General features: G+C 59.3%; 18 protein-coding genes and 1 tRNA gene. 9 read left to right on the top strand and 10 right to left on the bottom strand.

Going from position 1 to position 20,240, the window contains the following annotated elements:
- Window positions 1-23 precede the first annotated feature (23 nt).
- Both M9Q49_RS06135 and M9Q49_RS06130 read right to left on the bottom strand, forming a co-directional pair.
- A complete protein-coding gene (locus M9Q49_RS06135; protein ID WP_254507829.1) occupies window positions 24-1,052 on the bottom strand; it encodes an alpha/beta hydrolase in 1,029 nt (342 codons plus the stop codon).
- A gap of 113 nt (window positions 1,053-1,165) precedes the next feature.
- Window positions 1,166-2,017, bottom strand: coding sequence for a GNAT family N-acetyltransferase (locus M9Q49_RS06130; RefSeq protein WP_254507828.1), 852 nt, complete (start codon window positions 2,015-2,017; stop codon window positions 1,166-1,168).
- A 179-nt stretch (window positions 2,018-2,196) separates the two neighbouring features.
- Here M9Q49_RS06130 and M9Q49_RS06125 point away from each other — a divergent pair, with 179 nt between their 5' ends.
- Both M9Q49_RS06125 and M9Q49_RS06120 read left to right on the top strand, forming a co-directional pair.
- On the top strand, window positions 2,197-3,420 hold the full coding sequence (locus M9Q49_RS06125; RefSeq protein ID WP_254507827.1) for a PDZ domain-containing protein: 1,224 nt from the start codon (window positions 2,197-2,199) through the stop codon (window positions 3,418-3,420).
- A 28-nt stretch (window positions 3,421-3,448) separates the two neighbouring features.
- Complete coding sequence (locus tag M9Q49_RS06120) at window positions 3,449-4,558, top strand: hypothetical protein (RefSeq protein ID WP_254507826.1); 1,110 nt, start codon at window positions 3,449-3,451, stop codon at window positions 4,556-4,558.
- 18 nt (window positions 4,559-4,576) lie between these two features.
- On the opposite strand, the gene M9Q49_RS06115 is transcribed toward M9Q49_RS06120, so the two are convergent.
- Together M9Q49_RS06115 and M9Q49_RS06110 are read right to left on the bottom strand one after the other, a co-directional pair.
- The gene (locus tag M9Q49_RS06115; protein ID WP_254507825.1) at window positions 4,577-4,732 is read right to left on the bottom strand and encodes a hypothetical protein; all 156 of its coding nucleotides are present in this window, start codon (window positions 4,730-4,732) and stop codon (window positions 4,577-4,579) included.
- Between the two features lie 26 nt (window positions 4,733-4,758).
- Window positions 4,759-5,709, bottom strand: a complete 951-nt coding sequence (locus M9Q49_RS06110) for a DUF1559 domain-containing protein (RefSeq protein WP_254507824.1) — start codon at window positions 5,707-5,709, stop codon at window positions 4,759-4,761.
- 208 nt (window positions 5,710-5,917) lie between these two features.
- Between M9Q49_RS06110 and M9Q49_RS06105 the strand changes: the two genes are divergently transcribed.
- Complete coding sequence (locus M9Q49_RS06105; RefSeq protein ID WP_254507823.1) at window positions 5,918-6,397, top strand: GNAT family N-acetyltransferase; 480 nt, start codon at window positions 5,918-5,920, stop codon at window positions 6,395-6,397.
- Between the two features lie 10 nt (window positions 6,398-6,407).
- Here the strand turns inward: M9Q49_RS06105 and M9Q49_RS06100 are convergent, their stop codons facing one another.
- Both M9Q49_RS06100 and M9Q49_RS06095 read right to left on the bottom strand, forming a co-directional pair.
- On the bottom strand, window positions 6,408-7,427 hold the full coding sequence (locus M9Q49_RS06100; RefSeq protein ID WP_254507822.1) for an SAM-dependent methyltransferase: 1,020 nt from the start codon (window positions 7,425-7,427) through the stop codon (window positions 6,408-6,410).
- Window positions 7,428-7,608: 181 nt separating this feature from the next.
- Window positions 7,609-7,682: transfer RNA gene (locus tag M9Q49_RS06095), tRNA-Lys, on the bottom strand.
- A gap of 496 nt (window positions 7,683-8,178) precedes the next feature.
- Between M9Q49_RS06095 and M9Q49_RS06090 the strand changes: the two genes are divergently transcribed.
- From M9Q49_RS06090 to M9Q49_RS06080, 3 genes are read left to right on the top strand one after another with little or no spacing between them, the layout of a single operon-like run.
- On the top strand, window positions 8,179-8,436 hold the full coding sequence (locus tag M9Q49_RS06090) for a hypothetical protein (protein ID WP_254507821.1): 258 nt from the start codon (window positions 8,179-8,181) through the stop codon (window positions 8,434-8,436).
- Window positions 8,437-8,461: 25 nt separating this feature from the next.
- Window positions 8,462-10,819: an FAD-dependent oxidoreductase gene (locus M9Q49_RS06085; protein WP_254507820.1), complete on the top strand. Its 2,358-nt coding sequence runs from the start codon at window positions 8,462-8,464 to the stop codon at window positions 10,817-10,819.
- A gap of 9 nt (window positions 10,820-10,828) precedes the next feature.
- Window positions 10,829-13,504, top strand: a complete 2,676-nt coding sequence (locus M9Q49_RS06080) for an FAD:protein FMN transferase (RefSeq protein ID WP_254507819.1) — start codon at window positions 10,829-10,831, stop codon at window positions 13,502-13,504.
- A gap of 97 nt (window positions 13,505-13,601) precedes the next feature.
- Here the strand turns inward: M9Q49_RS06080 and M9Q49_RS06075 are convergent, their stop codons facing one another.
- The gene (locus tag M9Q49_RS06075; protein WP_254507818.1) at window positions 13,602-13,952 is read right to left on the bottom strand and encodes an ATP-dependent Clp protease adaptor ClpS; all 351 of its coding nucleotides are present in this window, start codon (window positions 13,950-13,952) and stop codon (window positions 13,602-13,604) included.
- Between the two features lie 148 nt (window positions 13,953-14,100).
- On the opposite strand from M9Q49_RS06075, the gene M9Q49_RS06070 reads away from it, so the two are divergent.
- The 3 genes from M9Q49_RS06070 (at window position 14,101) to M9Q49_RS06060 (ending at window position 17,926) form a co-directional block, all read left to right on the top strand.
- The gene (locus M9Q49_RS06070) at window positions 14,101-15,477 is read left to right on the top strand and encodes a dipeptidase (RefSeq protein ID WP_254507817.1); all 1,377 of its coding nucleotides are present in this window, start codon (window positions 14,101-14,103) and stop codon (window positions 15,475-15,477) included.
- A gap of 66 nt (window positions 15,478-15,543) precedes the next feature.
- Window positions 15,544-16,824 (top strand): serine--tRNA ligase, encoded by a 1,281-nt coding sequence (gene serS, locus M9Q49_RS06065; RefSeq protein ID WP_254507816.1) that lies wholly within the window; start codon window positions 15,544-15,546, stop codon window positions 16,822-16,824.
- Between the two features lie 157 nt (window positions 16,825-16,981).
- On the top strand, window positions 16,982-17,926 hold the full coding sequence (locus M9Q49_RS06060) for a TIM barrel protein (protein ID WP_254507815.1): 945 nt from the start codon (window positions 16,982-16,984) through the stop codon (window positions 17,924-17,926).
- Here M9Q49_RS06060 and M9Q49_RS06055 read toward each other — a convergent pair.
- From M9Q49_RS06055 to fliQ, 3 genes are all read right to left on the bottom strand, one after another.
- Window positions 17,923-19,008 (bottom strand): EscU/YscU/HrcU family type III secretion system export apparatus switch protein, encoded by a 1,086-nt coding sequence (locus M9Q49_RS06055; protein WP_254507814.1) that lies wholly within the window; start codon window positions 19,006-19,008, stop codon window positions 17,923-17,925. The genes M9Q49_RS06060 and M9Q49_RS06055 overlap by 4 nt on opposite strands.
- Before the next feature lie 6 nt (window positions 19,009-19,014).
- Window positions 19,015-19,821, bottom strand: a complete 807-nt coding sequence (locus M9Q49_RS06050) for a flagellar biosynthetic protein FliR (protein ID WP_254507813.1) — start codon at window positions 19,819-19,821, stop codon at window positions 19,015-19,017.
- A gap of 79 nt (window positions 19,822-19,900) precedes the next feature.
- Window positions 19,901-20,179 carry a flagellar biosynthesis protein FliQ gene (gene fliQ, locus M9Q49_RS06045; RefSeq protein ID WP_254507812.1) on the bottom strand — a complete coding sequence of 93 codons (279 nt, stop codon included), beginning with the start codon at window positions 20,177-20,179 and terminating at the stop codon, window positions 19,901-19,903.
- Window positions 20,180-20,240: the final 61 nt, after the last annotated feature.

Raw genomic sequence — 20,240 nt, 5'->3', positions numbered from 1 at the left:
TGACCTACGCTGCCTGATACTAACTACTTCGCTTCATAACCCTTCCAGGCCCAAACCAGCGTGTCGGCCAGTGTTTGCTGGAACACCTTGCCATCGCAATGGCCGGTGGCTTTGCTGAAAACGTAGCGATATTCGTAGCCCTTCGCCTTGAGCGCCGCCGCGGTGCGGTTGTTGGCCATCACCCAGTTGTGATAGGTCTCTTCGGCGTCCTTGGCGCGGTTGTCGTTTTCCGAGACGTGCGTGAAGATCCGCAGCGGTTTCTTCTCGCTGGTTTCAATCAGCTTCTTGCTGGAGTGATATTCCCAAGCGCCGAGCGGGAACTCCTTTTCTTCGGCAGCGTCGTCGTCTTGTTGATCGACGAACGTGCCGGAGTACGTGATCAAGCGGCGGAACAGATCGGGCCGGAACCAGCCCGCAGTGAGAGCGGCAGCGCCGCCCGAGCTGCAGCCCATCATGCCGCGGCCATCGGGATCGGCGGTGATGGCGAACTTCGGAAAGGCCGCTTTGATTTTTTCGTCGTTCTGCACGGCGACAAGGACTTCATCGTTGATGAAGCGGGCAAAGCGGTCCGACATCGTATCGTACTCGAGACCGCGTTCGCTTCCCTTGCCATCGTTGCCGCCGTTCTCGACCGCGACGACGATGAACGCCGGCAACTTGCGATTGGCGTCCTTCGAGATTGTGAGATTGTCGAGAGCATTGCGGACATAGTTCAAATTGCTCGGGCCATCGAGCGTGACCAGCACCGGCGCCTTGTCGCCGTCTTTGTACGCGGCAGGAATGTAGACGACGACCTTGCGCGATTCACGCACGGCTTTCTTGGCGTCGAGCGTTTTGTCGGTGCCAGGAAAAATCTTGCTGTCGGCGAGCTTCAGCGAGAACTCGAACTGCTTCCCCTTGGGATTTCCTTTGTCTTTCAGATCGGGATCGAGCGAATACTCAGGGCCGATCACGACATCGCCATTGGCAATCTCGTCGGCGGCGTGCACGGCGAAGGGAGCAACCGTCGCTAACGTGAAAACGAACAACCAACACAGGCGGGAGAGGGACATAGCAGCAAACTCGCAGAGTGGGGAGAACTGGAAACTGATTCAGAATTTAGCAGACGGCCGGCGCGATTGCAGCGTTGCTGGGTAAGGCACGGTCAGGCACTGAAGTGCCTGACCTACGGGGTAGGGATAATCGCCTTCACCAGCACGGTGCGTTGTTCCAGGAATTTAAATCCCGCCGTTTGATAATGGCGGAGCGCGGGGAGATTGGCCGCATCGACCGACAGAACCAGATGCTGGGCGCCGCTCGTGGCGGCAATCAGTTGGGCCTGGTGCGCGAGGTGAACTCCCCAGCCGCGGCCGCGCATATCGGGAGTCAGGCCCATATAAACGAGTTCCGCATGCGCGGCGGGGCGATGATCGGCGAGGATCAGGCAACCGATGTCTTCGCTGTTGTAGCGGGCGATGAACCACCAGTCGGTGCGCGGCACGCCGATGTCGCGATATTCTTGCAGCACATGCCGCGTCGGCCGCAAGCCATCGACGGCGGGGCAGTCGAGCGTCTTTTCATACGTCTGCTCGATGAGCCGAATCCAGCGCGCGTCTTCGTCGTGCGAAACGGCTACTAGCTCCAGCGGTTGAATCGGAAAACCCGGAATCCGCCGGTTGGCCGCTCCCGTCAGATCGGCGGCCAAATACAACAGGTCGCTGGCCACTCGATAGCCGGCGGCTTGAAAGATGGCCGTCGTGGGATGCTCGCGTCTTTCGGTCAACGCTTGAGCGAGCAGAATTTTCTGTTGCTGCAGAACGCCATCGAGTGCCAGGAGCAAAGCGCTGGCCAGTTCGTCGCGCTGGCTGACCGGCAACAACGCATCGATCTGCGGCGTCATCACTACTGCCGCGCGGCCGGGCAAACATTCAACCAACACCGCTCCTAGCGGCAGCTGATTCGCTTCGCGCGGCTCCACGGTGGCAACGGCGATAAAGCGCGAGGGAACGCGGCGAATGTGCTCAAGCACGGCGGCCATTTGCAACGCTCGCTCGCTCGGCGGCCAGGCCTCGGCCCCGCGCCGCAGTCCAGCAGAAGGAACTCCCGGGGAGAGTTCCAAAGGGGCAACGGCGATGGCGGGCAGTTTCATTTCGCTGGAGCATAACGGATAATCGGAATTGAATCGAATGCCACTTGAAATCCGGAAGGAGTGCGGTCATGCGTCGTCAGAACCTCTTGTTAGCGGCAGCTTTTGCAGCTGCTCTCATTCAGCCGTTGGCCCAGCCTTTCGCGTCGGCCCAATTGCTGAAAAAACTCGAACAACGCCTCGGCGGCGCGCTCGACAAGCTAAATCAACCCGCCGATCCGCTGGCCAATCCCGCGCCGGTGGCTCAGCCCGGTTATCTCGGCATGACCGCCGATGAAACCGACGGCCAGCAGGGAATCGTCGTGCTGGGCGTGAAGCCCGGCAGCCCCGCCGAAGCGGCCAAGTTGCAAAAGGGTGATCTCGTCTCGGCCATCAACGGCCAGGCCGTGAAAAACCTCGACGATTTTGAAGCCGTGCTCAATCAGGTCGCGGCTGGTCAAAAGGCGACGTTCACCGTGCTGCGCGGGCAACAAGCGTTGACCTTGAACGCCACACTCGTCGCGCGGCAAACACCGCCGGTGAATCGGGCGAATCAAGAAGATCCCGGTCCGCCGCCGGATGCCGCGCCTGGATTTAATCCGGCCGCTCCTCCCGCCGTTCCCGAAGTAGGCAATGCCCGCGGTTCGCTGGGCATCTCGGTCGTTCAATTGACCGAGCAGGCCCGCACTGCCAATGGACTCACCGCCTCGCGCGGCGCGCTCGTCGCAGCCGTGAAAGTGGGCGGCCCTGCCGAGCGCGCCGGCATTCCCGTCGGCAGCTTGATCGTCGCAGTCGATGGCCAACGAGTGAACACGCCCGATGAAGTGGTCGAGCTCGTCGCCGCCGCCCGCGCTGGTCAGGAAATGGAACTGAGCTATTACCGCGGCGCGACCCTCACGCGGAAGACGGTGCGACTCGCTCCGGCAGCGCTCGACGCGCGAGCTCAGCCAGCAGGCAATCCAGCCGGTGGAAACGTTGCAGTTGGCGGAGGCGCCCTCGGCGGCATTCTCGGTGGCGCTGGCGGCGATCGGCCGATCGTGCGCCGCGTCGGCGAAGTGATCGATGGCCTCGCTCGCCCCGCTGGCGGTCAGCCGGTGGGACTCGGCGAAGAAGTGAACGCCCTCAAGAGCCAGGTGGAATTGCTCCAAGCGACCATTCGTTCGCTCGAAGACCGAATCAATCGCCTCGAAGGTCGCGCTCCGGCCAACGAAGCCGCCCCGGCGTTGCCGCCGGGCGATGATCCGGTGAAACGCCTCGAGCTGAAACTCACGCCGCCCGAAAAGCCGGCGCTGCCAACTCCGCCCGCTCTGCCGTAAGTAAGAATCGTTGAAGAAAGTATCGCCGATGAAGCTGCGAAACCTGCTGCTCGCCGTGGTCTGGATTGCTTCGCTGCCGCTGCTCGTCGCGGGTGAGGAACCGACGCCGCGTCGTTATTTGTATGTGGTGACGCCCGGCATTCGGAACTATCTGGAGTTCGGCGGCGCGGGGATTTTGGTGTTTGATATCGACGACGGACACAAGTTTGTCCGTCGTATCGAAACACCGGCCAGCGCCGAGCCGATGCCCGACAATATCAAGGGCGTGTGTGCGTGCGCAGCGACGAAGCGGTTGTATTTCACCACGCGATCGAAGCTCTATTGCCTCGATCTGGAGACCGACAAAACATTATGGGAAACCGCGCCGCCTAACGGCACCGATCGAATGTCGATCACGCCCGACGGTCGGTTGCTGTACGTGCCGTCGTTCGAAAGGGACACCTGGAACGTCATTGATGCGACCGATGGCAAGCAGATCACTGCCGTCGAAACCAAGAGCGGCGCGCACAATACGGTCGTCAGTCGCGATGGCCGGCGGATGTATCTCGGCGGTCTCAAGTCGCCATTTCTATTCGTTGCCGATACCAAGACTAACGAGTTGGTCGGCAAGGTCGGGCCGATGGCCGGCGCCATCAGGCCGTTTGTCGTGAATGGCGCTGCGACGCGAGCCTACATTTGCGTCAACGATCTGCTCGGTTTCGAAATCGCCAATCTCACTACCGAAAAGAAGCTCCACCGTGTTGAGGTACAAGGCTTCGAGCCAGGAACGGTAAAACGCCACGGCTGCCCCAGTCATGGCATCGGCCTGACGCCCGACGAGCGCGAAGTGTGGGTGGTCGACGCTGCCAATCAACGCGTACACATCTTCGACAACACGGTCGATCCGCCGAAGCAAAAACAAAGCGTCGCCGTGCGCGAGCAACCCGGCTGGATCACCTTTAGCCTCGATGGCAAGTTTGCGTATCCATCGACGGGCGAAGTCTTCGACACAGCGACGAAAGAAATCGTGGCTCGCCTCTCCGACGAAAAGCGGCGCGAAGTGCACAGCGAGAAAATGGTCGAAATCCATTTCCGCGGCCAACTGCCGATCGCCACCGGCGACCAGTTCGGCGTGGGACGAGTCACGCCGAAGCATTGAAGTTAGCCGCGCGGCGTCTTACTTTTCGTCGTTCGATGGTTTTTCCTCACCGACTGGCGCATCGGCAGGAACCTTCACTGCATCGGCAGGCGCAACGGTGGGGTTGCCCTTCGAGCAACCACTGCTCAAGCCGATTAGCGCTACCAGAAATGTGGTCACAATCATCAGTCGCATTGTTCGAGACTTCTCTTCAAAAAGGTTTACGGAAGTTGCAGAGTTTCGCCGCCGTCGCGCGAGCCGGCCGCTTTCCAAATGGCCATGTCGACCGATTCAGTGACGTAGCGGATCGAGCCGTCGCACATCTGCATCACGCAGCCGCCAGGATGGTAGCTGCCGAAGGACATTTCGCGTTCATCACCCGTCGGACCGGTCTTCAGCATCGAACGATTCATTTTGTAGTAAGTCGAGCAGACCACCTCGGAAAAGTCTCCCTCGCCCGATGCAGCATTCGCCGCATCGGCATCGTAGCTGTAGCCATACATGCGGTCGCAAATGGTGCAGGGATCGACCACCGAGAACGGCGATTCGCCGCCGAGGAGCGTATTCGATAGGCCGTCAGTGATGTTCTTGAATTTGACTTCCGTGCGATTGACTGCCGAAGCGACGTGAAAGACGAGCATCGGGCCGTTGCCGCAGCGGACGTCGATCGTCCCCTGAGCTTGCGGTGTATCGAGGCTCACATCGCTGCCGCAATTGCCGACATAGCTGCCGACGGCCCGATTCGACAAACCATTGATCGCCGGCGCCCAGACATTGGCTGTTTTTTCGGACGGGCACTTCAGCCCCTTCACCACCGTTTTGGCGACGATCGAAAAGGTGCTGTTCGGCGAACTATCGCTTCCCTCGCCGGAATCTTGAAACTGAATGATGTTGTACAGCGGCTGCTGTTCCATGAACGGATAAACGTGGGCGTGGTAGGTGAAGCCGAACCCCTGCGACGCAGCCCAAGGAAGCGTCAAATACGTATCGTGGTAATTATGAATCGCCAGGGCGAGCTGCTTTTGATTGTTGCTGCATTGCATCCGCCGGGCGGCCTCGCGCGCGGCCTGCACGGCTGGCAGCAGCAGGGCGACCAACACACCGATGATCGCAATCACGACCAGCAATTCGACCAACGTAAAACCGCGTCGGCGACATCCCTGCAAAATCATCGTGCAATTCCCCTCTCGCAATCGGTCAGTTAAGGAGTGGATTGTCGCGCAGGAGAGTGAGCAACAGGCGAGAAAATGGCGAAGAACCTGGGAAGAGAAGGCCCCGCCGCCCACAACCATAGTCATTTCGCAGGGGTTTTGTCAAAAAGAAAATCCCTCACGTCTTTGGTTCTTGAATGCCCGTCGAACGAGGTGGAAAATCACACCCATGACTGCATTTTCGATTGCAACGACCAACCTCGATCTGGTGCTGCAAACGCCCGAGGAAGTTTTGGCTTGGGTCGCAGCGCTACCGCCGGAGGTCTTCGCGCAGGTTTCGCCCGACTGGATCGCTCGGGTAAAGCAGACCACCCCCGGCGATCCCTGGGCACTTTCTTACACGGTGATCGAGCGCGCAACCGGAACCGCCGTCGGCAATTGTGCGTTCAAGGGACCGCCCGACAGCAGCGGCATGGTGGAAGTGGCCTACGGCATCGACGAAGCTCAGCGGTGCCGCGGCTTTGCCACCGAGGCAACCAAGGGCTTGATCGATTTTGCCAAAGCGAGCGGTCAGGTGCTGCTCGTACGGGCTCACACCATGCCCGATGATAACGCGTCGATTCGCGTGCTGACAAAATGCGGCTTTCAGCTCATCGGCGAGGTGATGGATCCCGAGGACGGTTTGGTTTGCCGCTGGGAATTGCCGTAGCTCTCTTACCTTAGCCGATCTCGGTTCGCCGCCAGGTTTGACGCAGTAGTTTCATCGGTGGATTGTCGCCGCGGAACTGCCAATCCCACGATTGCTCGATGAAAAAGCTTTCCAGCATCGTGGCCGCGACGAACGGATGATGGACTAGCGAATTGAGGAGCCGCCAAACCAATGTCGGATTGGTATAAAGCCCGCGCAGCATCCGCGCCATCCGATAGTCGTTGGCTACCTTGTAACCCAAGGTGCCGTCGACTTCTTTTTCGAGCGTGAAGAACGGTTTGGCACATTCGGCAAGTTGGCCGTCGACCGGGTAGTAACCGCCCATCCAGTGATGCAGCAAGCTGAAATGCCGGCGGTCGGAGCCGAGCGGTTGGTTGAGCCAGGATGCGAGCAGGTACTCGGGCTTCACATCGCGTTTGACATGGATCGCCGTGGTGACGTAACGCGCGTCGTGGTCCTGAGGGTCGAGCAGTTTGTGCGCGATGGCGAACGACTCGTGATAAATATCGTTCATCCGCCCGGCTTGCACATCTTCGGGCTGCACCCAATGCTCCAGCGAGCCGTTGGCAATCACGCCATCGAACTGGCCGTGCCAACTCGCCTCGTGCAACAAATCGCGATAGGAGCAGCAATGCACCTTCAGCCCGCGCTCGTTGCAATAATCCGCTTGTTCGGGCGAAATATTGACGCCGATCACCTGCGCGCCGCGTTGCTGGGCCATTTGCAGCAAGTGACCATAGCCGCAGCCGATCTCAAGCAGTCGAAAACCAGGCCGCAAACAGCCAACTTGATTCAACAAGTAATTCAGCTGCCGCTCGATGCCTTGTTCGAGCGTCGAATCGGCCGGCAGGAACTCGCCGTCGGCCAGATCGTGGATTCCCACGGCATCGGCAGCGTGAACCATGGTGTAGCAGAGCTTGACCAGCGGCACGGCCGGGTGCTGCGTCTTGGGAGTGGGCAGCGAGTGAAAATCCGGAGCAGCAGGCCATTGTTGGCGAATGCTACCCGTTTTCGTTGCGACGATAGACACGGCAGTCCTCCTTGGCAGGAATCTGACATGAAGACCTCGTCGTTTGAATTATTGCGCCGAAAAGAAGGCCGGCTAGGCTGGCAATGGTGACGGTTTCGTTGGAAACGGCAAGCAAAGGATCCAAACGGCGCATAAAAAAAGCTTGTGCATTGCTGCACAAGCTTTCATCCCGGATGGATAGTGGACCCGCTCGGACTCGAACCGAGAACCCTCTGATTAAGAGTCAGATGCTCTGACCAGTTGAGCTACGGATCCGGGAAGCACAGATTTTAGCAAATTGTCGTGAACGTTCAAGGCGGTCATGGTCGTCTTTCGCTTCCGCGAAAGCACGCCTCTTGGAAGAGTGCGAACCGCTGCCTGATTGGTTCGCGCTGCGACGCTTAAAAGACGCGTTCTTTCGCGGAGCGAAAGGCGACAATCAGCAAGAAAAACAACCGGGCTCCGCTTTTTCGGCGGAGCCCGGCGTTTTTAGAACAAACCTTTGGAGGATTTCGACAGCGATGGAGTCGCTGGGAGATTGGCGGAATCGGGCGTGCTACTGCACCTGCACCTTGGTGATTCGAGCCATCCCGTAAAAATAGGTCCCTCGGTCAGAATGCACACCAAAGGCTGTTTACGCAAATGTACGTCTCTGGCAATCAACCGCACAACTCACTGCGTGCCGCGGCGACGAACGGCTGACTGCTCTTTCGTTATCGGCATTGTACCAGTCTGGTTGCGGTGAATCAGGGCCAGTTCTTACTGAAATCGTATGCCAGATCTGACTCGTTGCGTCCGAAAATTTGCACAGTGGTGCAAATCTTCAACAAAAACAGTGAAAAGCCGGCCGTTCGCTATGGATTTGACTCGTTTCGAATCGATCCGCCGCATCAGTAAAAATCTTTCTCTCGCCGAAAACGCATTCTGGTGGACTCGTGACTTTCGTGTCAGCCAGGAAACTGGGCAGAGTGAGTTCCGCTGGGCTCTCGGCTATAATACGGAACTTCCCGCCGTGACCCGGCGCGTATGACTCTCCATGCTGATTGAGGCTTGTGATGCGACGTTTCTTGTGGGCGATTCTCGGTTGTGCGTTGCTGGCGGTTTCGTTTTCAGGTGCGGCTCGGGCGGAAACGATTTTTGTCGAAGCCGAGTCGTTCGACGATGTCGGCGGCTGGTCGCTCGACACTGCCTTCACGCAAATCGTTGGTTCGCCCTACTTGCTGGCGCACGGTTTGGGTCAGCCGGTGAAAGATGCGTCGACAAAGGTCGAGGTCGCCGCAGCTGGCAAATATCAGGTGTGGGTTCGCACCAAAGATTGGGTCGCTCATTGGAAAGCTCCCGGCACGCCGGGCCGGTTTCAACTCCTCATCAATGGCAAACCACTCGAAACCACATTTGGCACGCAAGGTGTCGATTGGCATTGGCACGCTGGTGGCGAGGTAGAACTTCCCAAGGGCGAAACTACCCTCGGTCTGCATGACTTGACCGGCTTCGATGGTCGCTGCGATGCGATCCTGTTGACCTCCGACAAAGATTTCAAACTGCCCGCCGATGCGGATCTGGCAGCAACTCGTCGCAATTGGCTCGGCTTTGGCAAAGAACCAGAAGACGCCGGTGAGTTCGACCTGGTCGTCGTCGGCGGCGGATATGCCGGCACGGCGACAGCAATTTCGGCGGCACGCCAATCGTTGAAGGTGGCTCTCGTTCAAGACCGCTTCGTCCTGGGGGGCAACGGCAGCAGCGAAGTTCGCGTGTGGGCTCAGGGTGGCACGCTCCGCGGCAAATATCCGCACCTCGGTGAGATTGTCGAAGAGTTTGCCGATCACGCGCCCGATTCTCCCGGCGCTGGCGACGATTTCGTCGATGAACGAAAAGAAAAACTCGTCCTCCGCGAGAAATCAATCTCGCTCTTCTTCGGCCACTTCGCCATGAAGGCCGCCACCGATAAGGAAGGGAAAGTCACGTCAGTCACCGCGCTCGAAGTGAAGACCGGCAAGGAACGAATCTTCCGCGGCAAACTGTTTTGCGACTGCACCGGCCACGGCGTAGTTGGCGCTCTTGCCGGCGCGAAGCACAGCATTGAACCGCAGGGCCGCATGGGCATGTCGAACATGTGGTACTGGCAAAACGAAGCCAACGAACAAGAGTGGCCGGAAACTCCGTGGGCGCTCGCGCTCGATGTGAGCGACTTTCCAAAAACCGTGGCCAGCCGTTCGAAGATCGACGACAAGCCGTTCATGAAAGGTGAATGGTTCTGGGAGTCGGGTTTCAACAAGGATTCGATCAACGACCTGGAGTTCATTCGCGACTGGAACCTGCGTGCTGTGTATGGCGCGTTCAGCGCGCTGAAGCATGGCAAGGAAAAAGACGCCCACACCAAGGCGGCCCTCAAGTGGGTTGCTTATGTCGGTGGCCCGCGCGAATCGCGGCTGATCGAGGGTGACGTGGTGCTCACGCGCAACGACATCGTCAGCCAGAAGGAATTTCCCGACGGCTGCGTGCCGACGACGTGGGATATCGACCTGCATTATCCCAAGGAACAATACGCCAAAAAATTCCCGGACAATCCGTTCATTTCACGGGCTGAATTCGGCGCCGGCGTCGATCGCAAGAACGGATATCCGGTTCCGTATCGCTGCTTCTATTCGAAGAATGTGCCAAACCTGTTCATGGCCGGCCGGTGCATCAGCGTGAATCACGAAGCCCTCGGCACGGTGCGCGTGATGCGCACTTGCGGCATGATGGGCGAAGTGGTCGGCAAGGCCGCTTATCTGTGCCGGCTGCACAACACCTCGCCGCGGAATGTTTACGAAAGCTACCTGCCCGATTTGATTGATCTCTTCAAGCAGCCCGGCGCGATGCGCCGCGATACGCTCAGCGGCGAACTCTATCCCGATAAGGAAGTGATTGCCGTCGCGCCGTACCTGTCGAAGGCTGCGGACAAAGTCTCTGGTGTGCCGAATCAAGCGCCGAAACCGTCCGGGCCGCCCGGAATCGAGTTGAAGTCGCTCAGCGGCATTGCGGTCGATGATGCTACCGCGAAGTTCACCGGCAACTGGGGTGCAGGTTCCGGCCTGAGCCCCTACGTGGGCAATGGCTATCGGTATGCTTCGATCAACGATGCAGCCGAGGCTCGCTTCGAACTCACCGTGCCCGAAGCCGGCAAGTATGAAGTGCGGCTGTCGTGGGTGGGGCATGAGAATCGCGCGAAGAAGGCTCTCTGCATCATCGAACGCGAAGGTCAAAAGCCACTCAAGCTGAAACTCAATCAGCAAGAGAACTCGACCGATCCGCAGGCCTTCCATTCGCTCGGCGCGTTCGAGTTTCCGGCAGGGAAAGCCGCGATCATCCTGTCGAACGAAGGGGCCGACGGTTTCATTCACGCCGATGCGGTTCAACTGCTGAAGAAGTAGGGCGGTCGCATGGAGAGCGAACCGTCGCCACCGCCGAAAGTAAAAAAAGAGAAGGCTCGCCGAAGCTGGCGGCAGTGGATTACTGCCGCCATTCTGCCGCGGGCCTTTCGTCTCGGTTTGCTGGCTGCCGTCGCTGCGATTTTATTTGTAGCTGGCCGGCAACCACCACCGGCCGATGAAATCTCACTCGCCACGGCGAAGGAGTATTTTCCCACGGCCGTGAAGTTCGCAGCCGGCGACGCCCGACTCGGCGGTCAAGCCGTGCTGGATGACAAAGGGAAGCCGCTCGGCTTGCTGCTGACCACTTCACCGCGGACCGACGACATCATCGGTTACAGCGGCCCCAGCAACCTGCTGATCGTGCTCGATGCCCAGCAAACCATCATAGGCGTGCGCGTGCTCTCCAGCGGTGATACGCCCAGCCACGCCGAGCAAGTCCGCGCGAGTGGAACATTCTGGCCGCAGTTTCTCGGCGCCGATCAAACGACGCACCGCGAAAAAATCGACGGCGTGGGTGGCTCGACCCTGACAAGTTTCGCTTTCGCCGAAGCGATCGAGCGGCGGCTGCGCGGCACGAGTGTTTCGCTCCGCTTCCCCGAACCGGTCAAGCTGCGCGACATCAAAAAACTCTTCAAAGCGGCCCGCAAGTTCGAAGCCGACACGCCGCGGCTTGGTTGGTACAAGGCCTTCGACGAAGAAGGAAAGCATCTCGGTTACGTCGTCCGCACCTCGCCTTATTCCGACAACGCCCGCGGCTATCAAGGGCCGACGGAGTCGCTCATCGCGGTGGCTGCCAACGGCGTGAGTGTGATCGATGTCATCATTCGCAAGAGCTACGACACCGAGTTGTATGTCGAGCGCGTGAGTCCGTCGGATGAGTTTCGCGATAGTTTGAAAGGCCGCACCATCGACGAGTGGGCCAAGATCGATTTCAAAACGGCAGGCATCGAAGGCGTGTCCGGCGCGACGCAAACGAGCTTTGCCGTGGCCGATGGAGTGCGCCGGCGATTCCTGGCCGACACCAAGGTCGTGCCGAAGAAAGAACCGACCTGGAATTGGCAGCCCGGCTTGCTCGTGGTGATCGCGGGCGGCCTGGCAATGGCGTTCACTTCGCTGAAATCGAATCGGCGAATTCGCCTGGTGTGGCAGGTCGTGCTCGTCGTGGCGTTTCTCTACTGGTTGGGCGATTTGCTGTCGATCGCGCTCTTTGTCGGTTGGTCGCGTCATGGCTTGCCGTGGCGAACCGCGCCGGCGGTGATGTTGCTCGCAGCCGTCGCGCTCATCATGCCGTGGGTTTCGCGGCGGCAGGTTTATTGCCAGCAACTTTGTCCGCATGGCGCGGCGCAAGGTTTGTTCGCCCACTTCAAACGACTTCACTTGAAAATATCGGCTGCCTGGCAACGGCGACTCGCGATCATTCCCGCGCTGTTGCTCGGTGCCTGCGTAGTCCTCGCGACGTTCGTGCTGCGGTTTGACCTGGCGAAGATTGAACCATTCGATGCGTGGGTCTTGGGCGGCGCGGCGGGAATCTCGGCCACGATTGCGCTCGTCGGTTTGTTCGCGTCCACCATCGTGCCGTACGGATTCTGTCGCTATGGCTGTCCGACAGGAGAACTACTTCGTCTGGTGAAGAGCGGTGGCGACCACGACCGGATTCAACGCCGCGATTGGCTGGCGGCGGCGCTTGTCGGTTGCGTGGCCCTCGGTTTATTCGGCCCGCAGTTGTGGGCAAAAGTTCAACCGGCAGCATCAGAACCAAAAATTGCTGGCGAGCCGAAGTTCGTCGAAATCGGCGGCAAAGCCTTTGGCACTTCGTGGTCGGTGAAAATCCGCGGCGACCATCAGATTGCGCCGCTGCAAGAAGCGGTGACGAAGGAACTCGAGCGAATCGAAAGCAGTCTCTCACACTGGCGGCAGGATTCGGCGACTGCGCAGTTCAATGCGAGCGAAACGACCTTCGAGACCGAACAGCCTGAAGAACTGCTCAAGCTCGTCGCTCGCGCGCAGGAACTGAGTCGCCTGTCGAACGGCCGCTACGACATCACCGTCGCGCCGCTCGTGGCCGCTTGGGGATATGGACCGCCGGGCGAACGACCGGCGCCGAGCGAAGAGGAACTAAAAGAATTGCGTGAGCGCGTCGGCTATGAAAAACTCACGGTCGATCTCGCCGCGAAAACGCTCCGCAAAAGCAATCCGCAGTTGCAGATCGATCTCGGTTCCATCTTGCAGGGTTACGCTGCCGATCAGGCGCAGAAAATTCTCGAGCAGGCCGGCGTGCAGGAATGCCTAGTCGACGTCGGCGGCGAACTCCTCGCCCGCGGCAGCTGGCGCGTCGGCATCGAAGATCCGCGCAATCCGCAGCAGATGCTGCGTGTCTTCCAGTTGAAAGATTCCGCCCTCGCCACCAGCGGCTTGTATCGCACCAAGCCCGGCGCGGATCCCAAGGTGCATCACCTCATCTCGCCGCAAACCGGCAAGCCGTATGTCACTACCACGACGCTCTGCGCGGTCCTGGCTCCCACCGCCCTAGACGCCGACGGCTGGGGAACTGCGCTGCTGGCGGTTGGCTTGCCGGACGCAATTGCGCTGGCAGATGAACAACAGCTTGGGGTGATGCTGTTTGATCAAGCACAGGGAGTGCGGATGAATGCGGCTGGGGAGAAAGTGTTTGGAGATGCGAAATAACGAGCACAACTGGCTGAGTGAACTCGCTGTTCGGCCCCTCACCCCACCCCTCTCCCCGGAGTACCGAGGCGAGGGAGCAACCGCGTAGCAACGAACACTACTCCGGCGCTGGCTCAATCGTCGCCGACATGCTGCCCTTGCTCTTCGGATTTCCCTTTTCCGCGCCGTAGGCTTTGATCTGGTCGCGTTTGAGTTCGGCGTGTTCCATGGTGGTGGTCAGGCAGATGCCGCGGCCGGTCTTGTCGACTTCGGTGGCAATTTTAAAGCCGCGTTCTTCCTTATGGCCGAAGAGTTCCTTGAGCATGGTGATCACGTAGTCGTAGGTGTGATCGTCGTCGTTCCACAGAATGACGTTGTAGCGAGGCTGCCGCTTGGGCGGTTTTCGCTGGGCCGATTGATCGGCTTCCACATCGGGTTCGGCAACGGCGGCAGATTTTTGCTCGGACACTCGGGGCCTCCTGCGACACTGCATAGACTCAGGTTCGCTGCCGCAGCCCAGCACCGGGAATAGGCGAGGCGAACCGCTCGTATTATATTGCCCGATCTTGGGTGAGGCGAGAGTCGAGAGGCGGGAGACGAGGGAGAGCATCAAAATCATGGAAGATATTCGGAAATATCTGGACGCCGAACGGGGCACGTTTGAGCGGGATCTGTGCCAGTTGCTGGCCATTCCCAGCGTGGCGGCCGATTCGAAGTACCATCCCGATGTGCGCCGGGCGGCAGATTGGGTTGCCGGGCAGTTTCAGGCGATGGGGCTGAAGACCGAGAAGATCGAAACGATCGGTCAGCCGTTGATTTATGCCGAAAGCCCGGCGATTCCCGGTGCACCCACGGTGCTCGTTTACGGTCACTACGATGTGCAGCCCGCCGATCCGCTCAATGAATGGGTCACGCCGCCGTTTGAACCGACCATCCGCAACGGCAATGTCTATGCCCGCGGCGCGACCGACGACAAAGGCCAAATGCTGACTCACGTTCTCAGCACGCGGGCCTGGCTGAAGACCCGCGGCAAGCTGCCCGTGCAACTGAAGTTTGTCATCGAAGGTGAAGAAGAAGTCGGCAGCAAGGGAATCTACGACTATCTGAAGCAGCCCGGCGTGACCGACAAACTGAAGTCGGACATCGTGGTGATCAGCGACACGTCGCAATTCGCCCCCGGCCAACCGGCGATTACATACGGCTTGCGCGGCATCGCTTATTTCGAGATCCGCCTGACCGGGCCGAAGCAGGATCTGCACAGCGGCACGTTTGGCGGCGCGGTGACGAACCCGCTCAACGCGCTCGCGTCCTTATTGCACGCCCTGCGCGATGCTAACGGTCGCGTGCAGGTGCCGGGCTTTTATGACGACGTGCTCGCGCTGTCGGATCGCGAACGAAAACAGTTCGCCGCGCTGCCGTTCAGCGATGAGTCGTTTAAGGAACAGCTCGGCGTGGCGGGTCTCTACGGCGAAAAAGATTTTTCGACCCTTGAGCGCCGCTGGGCTCGGCCGACCTTTGATGTGCATGGCCTGTGGGGTGGCTATCAAGGCGAAGGTGGCAAGACGGTGCTCCCCGCGAAGGCTGGCGCGAAATTCAGCTTCCGCCTGGTGCCGAATCAAGATCCCAAAAAGATCGCCGCGTCGCTGGAGACGTTTTTGAAAGAGCGATTGCCGCCGGGCATCACGATGGAACTGATTTACATGAGTGGCGCGCAAGGTTGCGTCGTGCCGCTTGAAAGTCCCTTCATGGCCGCGGCTGAACAGGCGATTGAAACGGGCTTCGGTAAACGGCCAGTGTTCATTCGCGAAGGCGGTTCCATTCCGATCGTTACCAATTTCAAGCAGCAACTCGGCGTCGATACGCTCCTGCTCGGCTGGGGTCTCGACGACGACAACACGCACAGCCCGAACGAAAAATTTAACCTCGGCGATTTCCACCGCGGCATTTGCGCGAGCGCTGCCCTGTGGGAAGAGATCGCCAAAATCAAACGCTAATTTTGTATTCACCACTGCATTCAGACTCCTAGTCCCTAACCTCTGGCCCCTGGCCCCCTTCCGCCAATGCTCGATCGCAAATACATCGTCGATAACGCTGAACAAGTCATCGTCAACTGCAAGAACCGCGGCGTGACCTGCGACGTTCCCAAGCTCGTCGAGCTCGAAACCGCGCGGCGGCAATGCCTGCTGCGAGTCGAAGAACTCAATCGCCAGGCCAACGACACCGCTAAGCAAATCGGCAAAGCCGATCCGGAAACGCGCGAACGGCTGAAAGAAGAAGGCCGCAAGCTCCGCGATCAGAAGGATGCTGCGCAAGCTGAACATGATCGGCTCGAAACGCAGGCTCACGCGTTGCAGTTGCTCATTCCGAACTTGACGCACCCGAGCGCCCCGATCGGCGGTGAGCACGATGCGGCCGAAGTGGCTCGCGGCAAAACCGAGATCAAAAAATTCGATTTCAAACCGCTCGATCACGTCGAACTCGCGGCCAAGCATGACTTGATCGACTTCGAAGCCGGCTCGCGCACGACGGGCCACGGCTTTTACTTTTTGAAAAACGAAGCCGTGCTGCTCGAGATGGCGCTGCAGCGCTACGCTCTCGATGTCTTGATGGCTCGCGGTTTCACGATCACGACCACGCCCGATCTGGCCCGCGACGAGATTCTGATCGGCATCGGTTTCAATCCCCGCGGCAGCGGCGAAACGCAGATCTATTCGATCGAGAACAGCGACCTGAGCCTCGTCGGCACGGCCGAAATCACGCTCGGCGGCATGTATGCGAAGCAGACGGTCGGCGAAGAGCAGTTGCCGATCAAGCTCTGCGGAATCAGCCACTGCTTCCGCACCGAAGCCGGCGCGCACGGCAAGGCGACGCGCGGTATTTATCGCGTGCATCAATTCACCAAGGTCGAGATGTTCGCCTTCACCGCGCCCGAGCAGAGCGACGCGACGCTGGAAGAGATCCGCGCGATCGAATGCGAGATTTTCGATGGCCTGGGAATTCCGTATCGTGTGATCGACACGGCTTCGGGCGATCTCGGCGGTCCCGCTTATCGCAAGTACGACCTGGAAGCGTGGATGCCCGGCCGCAACGACGGCAAGGGTGAATGGGGCGAAGTGACCAGCACCAGCAACTGCACCGATTACCAGGCCCGCCGCCTTGATGTGCGTTACAAGAAGAAGGCCGAGAAGGGAACGCAGTTCGTCCACACGCTCAACGGCACGGCCGTGGCGATCAGCCGCGCTTTGATCGCCGTGCTGGAGAATTATCAGCAAGCGGATGGAAGCATCGCGATTCCCGAGAAGCTGCGGATGTGGGTGGGGAAAGACAAGATTGGGAAGTAGTTTTTCGATTGCATCCATTAGCCACCAGCTTTAGCTGGTGGATTGATCGAGATAGCGTTCCGGCTTTAGCCATCGATCTTCGAATGGCTAAAGCCGGAGATTTTTTTGCGCGAGTTACCACCGGCTGAAGCCGGTGGCTAAAAGGAGGTCAGAGACGATGTCCACCAACCGCCGTCAACTTTTAAAAGGCGCAGTCGCTGCCGCTGCGACACTTTCTCTGCCGGGCTTTAGCACTTCGTCTGCCCTCGCCGAAGAACCGCGCATGGCAACGCCTCGTCAGCACATCGGCGTGTCGACTTACTCCTTCTGGCAGTTCAAGAACGAAGCCCTCCGCGATTTGGAGAAGTGCATCGATCTCTCGGCCGAGTGGGGTTTCGATGGTGTGGAAATCTTGCATCGGCAGATGACCAGCGAAGAACCCGGTTATTTGCAGAAACTCAAGAAGCGAGCCTTCGTCAACGGCTTGTCGCTGTGCGGCTTTAGCACGCATCAAGGGTTTCTGTCGCCCGATGCAGCCAAGCGGCAGAAGAACATCGATCACACGATTCATTGCATCGAGCTCGCCTATCAAATGGGCATTCCCACGATGCGAGTGAACACTGGCAGTTGGGGGACGAGCAAAGACTTCGACGAGCTGATGAAGAACCGCGGCATCGAGCCGACGATCGAACGCTATACCGACGATGACGGCTACAAGTGGGTGATCGATAGCCTGGAAAAATGCCTTCCTGCCGCGGAGAAGTGCGGCGTGTTGCTCGGGCTCGAAAATCACTGGGGACTCGGTCGCACGCCGGAAGGTGTGTTGCGGATTGTCGATGCGATCAAGAGTCCTTGGCTGCAGGTGACGTCCGACACTGGCAATTTTTTGGAAGATCCCTACGACCGCCTGAAGCTGATGGCGCCGAAAACGATTCTGGTGCAATCGAAAACGTACTTCGGCGGCGGGCTGTGGTACACGCTCGAGCTCGACAACCCGCGGATTGCCAAGATCTTTCGCGATGTGAATTATCGCGGCTGGGTTTCGCTGGAGTTCGAGGGAAGAGAAGATCCGCTGACGGCGATTCCGAAGAGTCTCAAAGTGCTGCGCGAAGCCTACGGCTAAGCCGCTTGTTGGCCGGGCAGCTTCTTGCCCTTGAGTTGGTAGACGTAGCGAATGACCTCGGCGACGGCGGCGTACTGTTCGGCGGGGACGGCGGAGTTGACATCGACGTTGGCGTAAAGCGCGCGGGCTAGTTCTTTGCGCTCGACAACAGCGATGGCGTTTTCTAGAGCGAGGCGGCGGATTTGTTGCGCGAGTACGCCGGCGCCTTTCGCGAGCACGACCGGCGCGGGCATTGTGTCGGGATCGTACTGCAGCGCGATGGCGAGTTCCGTGGGATTGGTCACGATCACATCGGCTTTGGGAATCACTTCTTTGAGACGCCCCTTCGCGAGTTCGCGCTGCACCTGTTTGCGGCGCGAGGCCACGTGTGGATCGCCCTGCTGCTGCTTCATTTCCTCGCGCATTTCCTGATGGCTCATCATCAAGTCTTGCTCGTGCTTCCAGTAGGAATAGCCATAGTCGAAGACGGCCAGGATCAGCAGCGCGATGCCGATCTTGAGGCTAGTCCAGAACGAAATGCTGAAGAGATAGACGCCGATCTCGCCCGCTTCTTGATCGCAAAGAATCAGTAGTTGTTCGCGTTCGCCCCACAAGTTGATGGCGGCGATCGTGGCGACGAGAACGACTTTGCCCATGCCGAAGCCGAGTTGCACGGCCGAGGTGGTGGAAAAAATTCGGCCGGCGTTTGAAAGAGGATTGATCCGTTGCCAATCCATGGCCAGCTTCTGCGGCAGAAACAAAAAGCCGACCTGGCCGAGGTTGACCAGTACACCGGTGAGGACCAGCGTGCCGAGAATCGGCAGCACCGCCAGACCAACGTCGGCGCCGATGTGGACGAGTTGCTGCAGAATGTCGGGCAGATCCATTCGCAGCCAGGCTTCGCCGCCGAGATGTTCACGAGTGATGCGGCCAAACGCGAGGGCGAGGCTATTGCCCATGTACCAGAGCGTGAGCAAACCGATGACGAGCATCGCGGCCGAACCGAGGTCCTGGCTCTTGACGACGTTGCCTTCCTCGCGCGCCTGCTCGCGACGATGCGGCGATGCTTCGTGCGACTTTTCTCCTGCATCTTCGTCGGCCATGCGCTGTTACTCCGCCCGCATTTCCGCGCCGGGAGTAAGCGCCGCACGAACCTGCTCCAGCACACCGGCCAGCTCATTCTGAAAAGTGATCGCGGCGGAGCCGATCGACACGGCAACGATCAACGGCAGCAAGATTGCATTGAAATTCAGACCGACCGCCATCGCATTGAGCTGCGGCAGCGTCCGGCTGATGAGGCCCACCACGAGCACCGCGAGAAACATCGCGACCATCACCGGCGCACTAGCGCGAATGCCGACGTGAAAGCTGTGCGCGGTAACTTGTACCAGAACTTGCACCAAATCTTCGGGCAACGTCGCGGCGCCAGGCGGTAACCACTGAAAGCTATCGAGCAGGGCAGTAATGACCAGGCGATGGCCGCCGAGCAAAAAGAAGAGCGCGATCGCCAGCGATTCGAGCAACTGAGCGATGATCGGCACAGTGGTGTCGAACGTAGGGTTGGCAACATCGGCGAGCGACAGGCCGCTCATTTGACTCGTCACCTGGCCAGCGAGTTGCATGCCGCTGAGGAGGATCATCACCGAAGTGCCAAGGGCCAGTCCGAGCAGGGCTTCGCGCGCCATCAGCATGCCGAGCGCGGCGAGATTGTCGATTCCCGGCAACGTCATGCCCCAGTGCAGCGGAGCAATCAGCATCGCAACGGAAACGGCGAGCAGCGCGCGAATTTGCACTGGAATATTGCTGCCGCCGAGTACCGGCAGCGTCATGATGAGCGCGCCGATTCGCGTCAGTACCAGAACGAAAATCAGGAACTGATTGAGGTAAAGCGTGAGTAGGGGGGAAAGGATTGTCATGAATCGTAGCTGTCACACCGCTTCGGCCCCTCACCCCAACCCTCTCCCCGGAGTACCGAGGCGAGGGGGCAACACAAAATCATCCGCCGAGCATCGATTTCGGAATTTCCGTGATCAGCGTCTCGCTGTACTCCATCAGCTTCTGCACCAGCCACGGCAAGCACAGCAGCAGGCAGACGACCATCGCGACGAGCTTCGGCACGAAGGCGACGGTTTGATCCTGCACTTGCGTGAGGGCCTGCGTCAGACCAATCAGTAAACCGACGACCATGCCGACGATTAGCAGCGGCGCAGAAAGGAGCAGCGACATGAGCAGCGCTTGCTGCGCGAGGGTCACGGCATCTTCGGGGGTCATCATGGTTTGCCTCGCCAGTAGCGAAGGACGTAACGCGTGGCGGCAGTCAGGAACAGGAAGGTGA

Source organism: Anatilimnocola floriformis, assembly GCF_024256385.1.
Taxonomy (GTDB): Bacteria; Planctomycetota; Planctomycetia; order Pirellulales; family Pirellulaceae; genus Anatilimnocola; species Anatilimnocola floriformis.
This window is presented reverse-complemented; position numbering and strand designations above follow the sequence as displayed.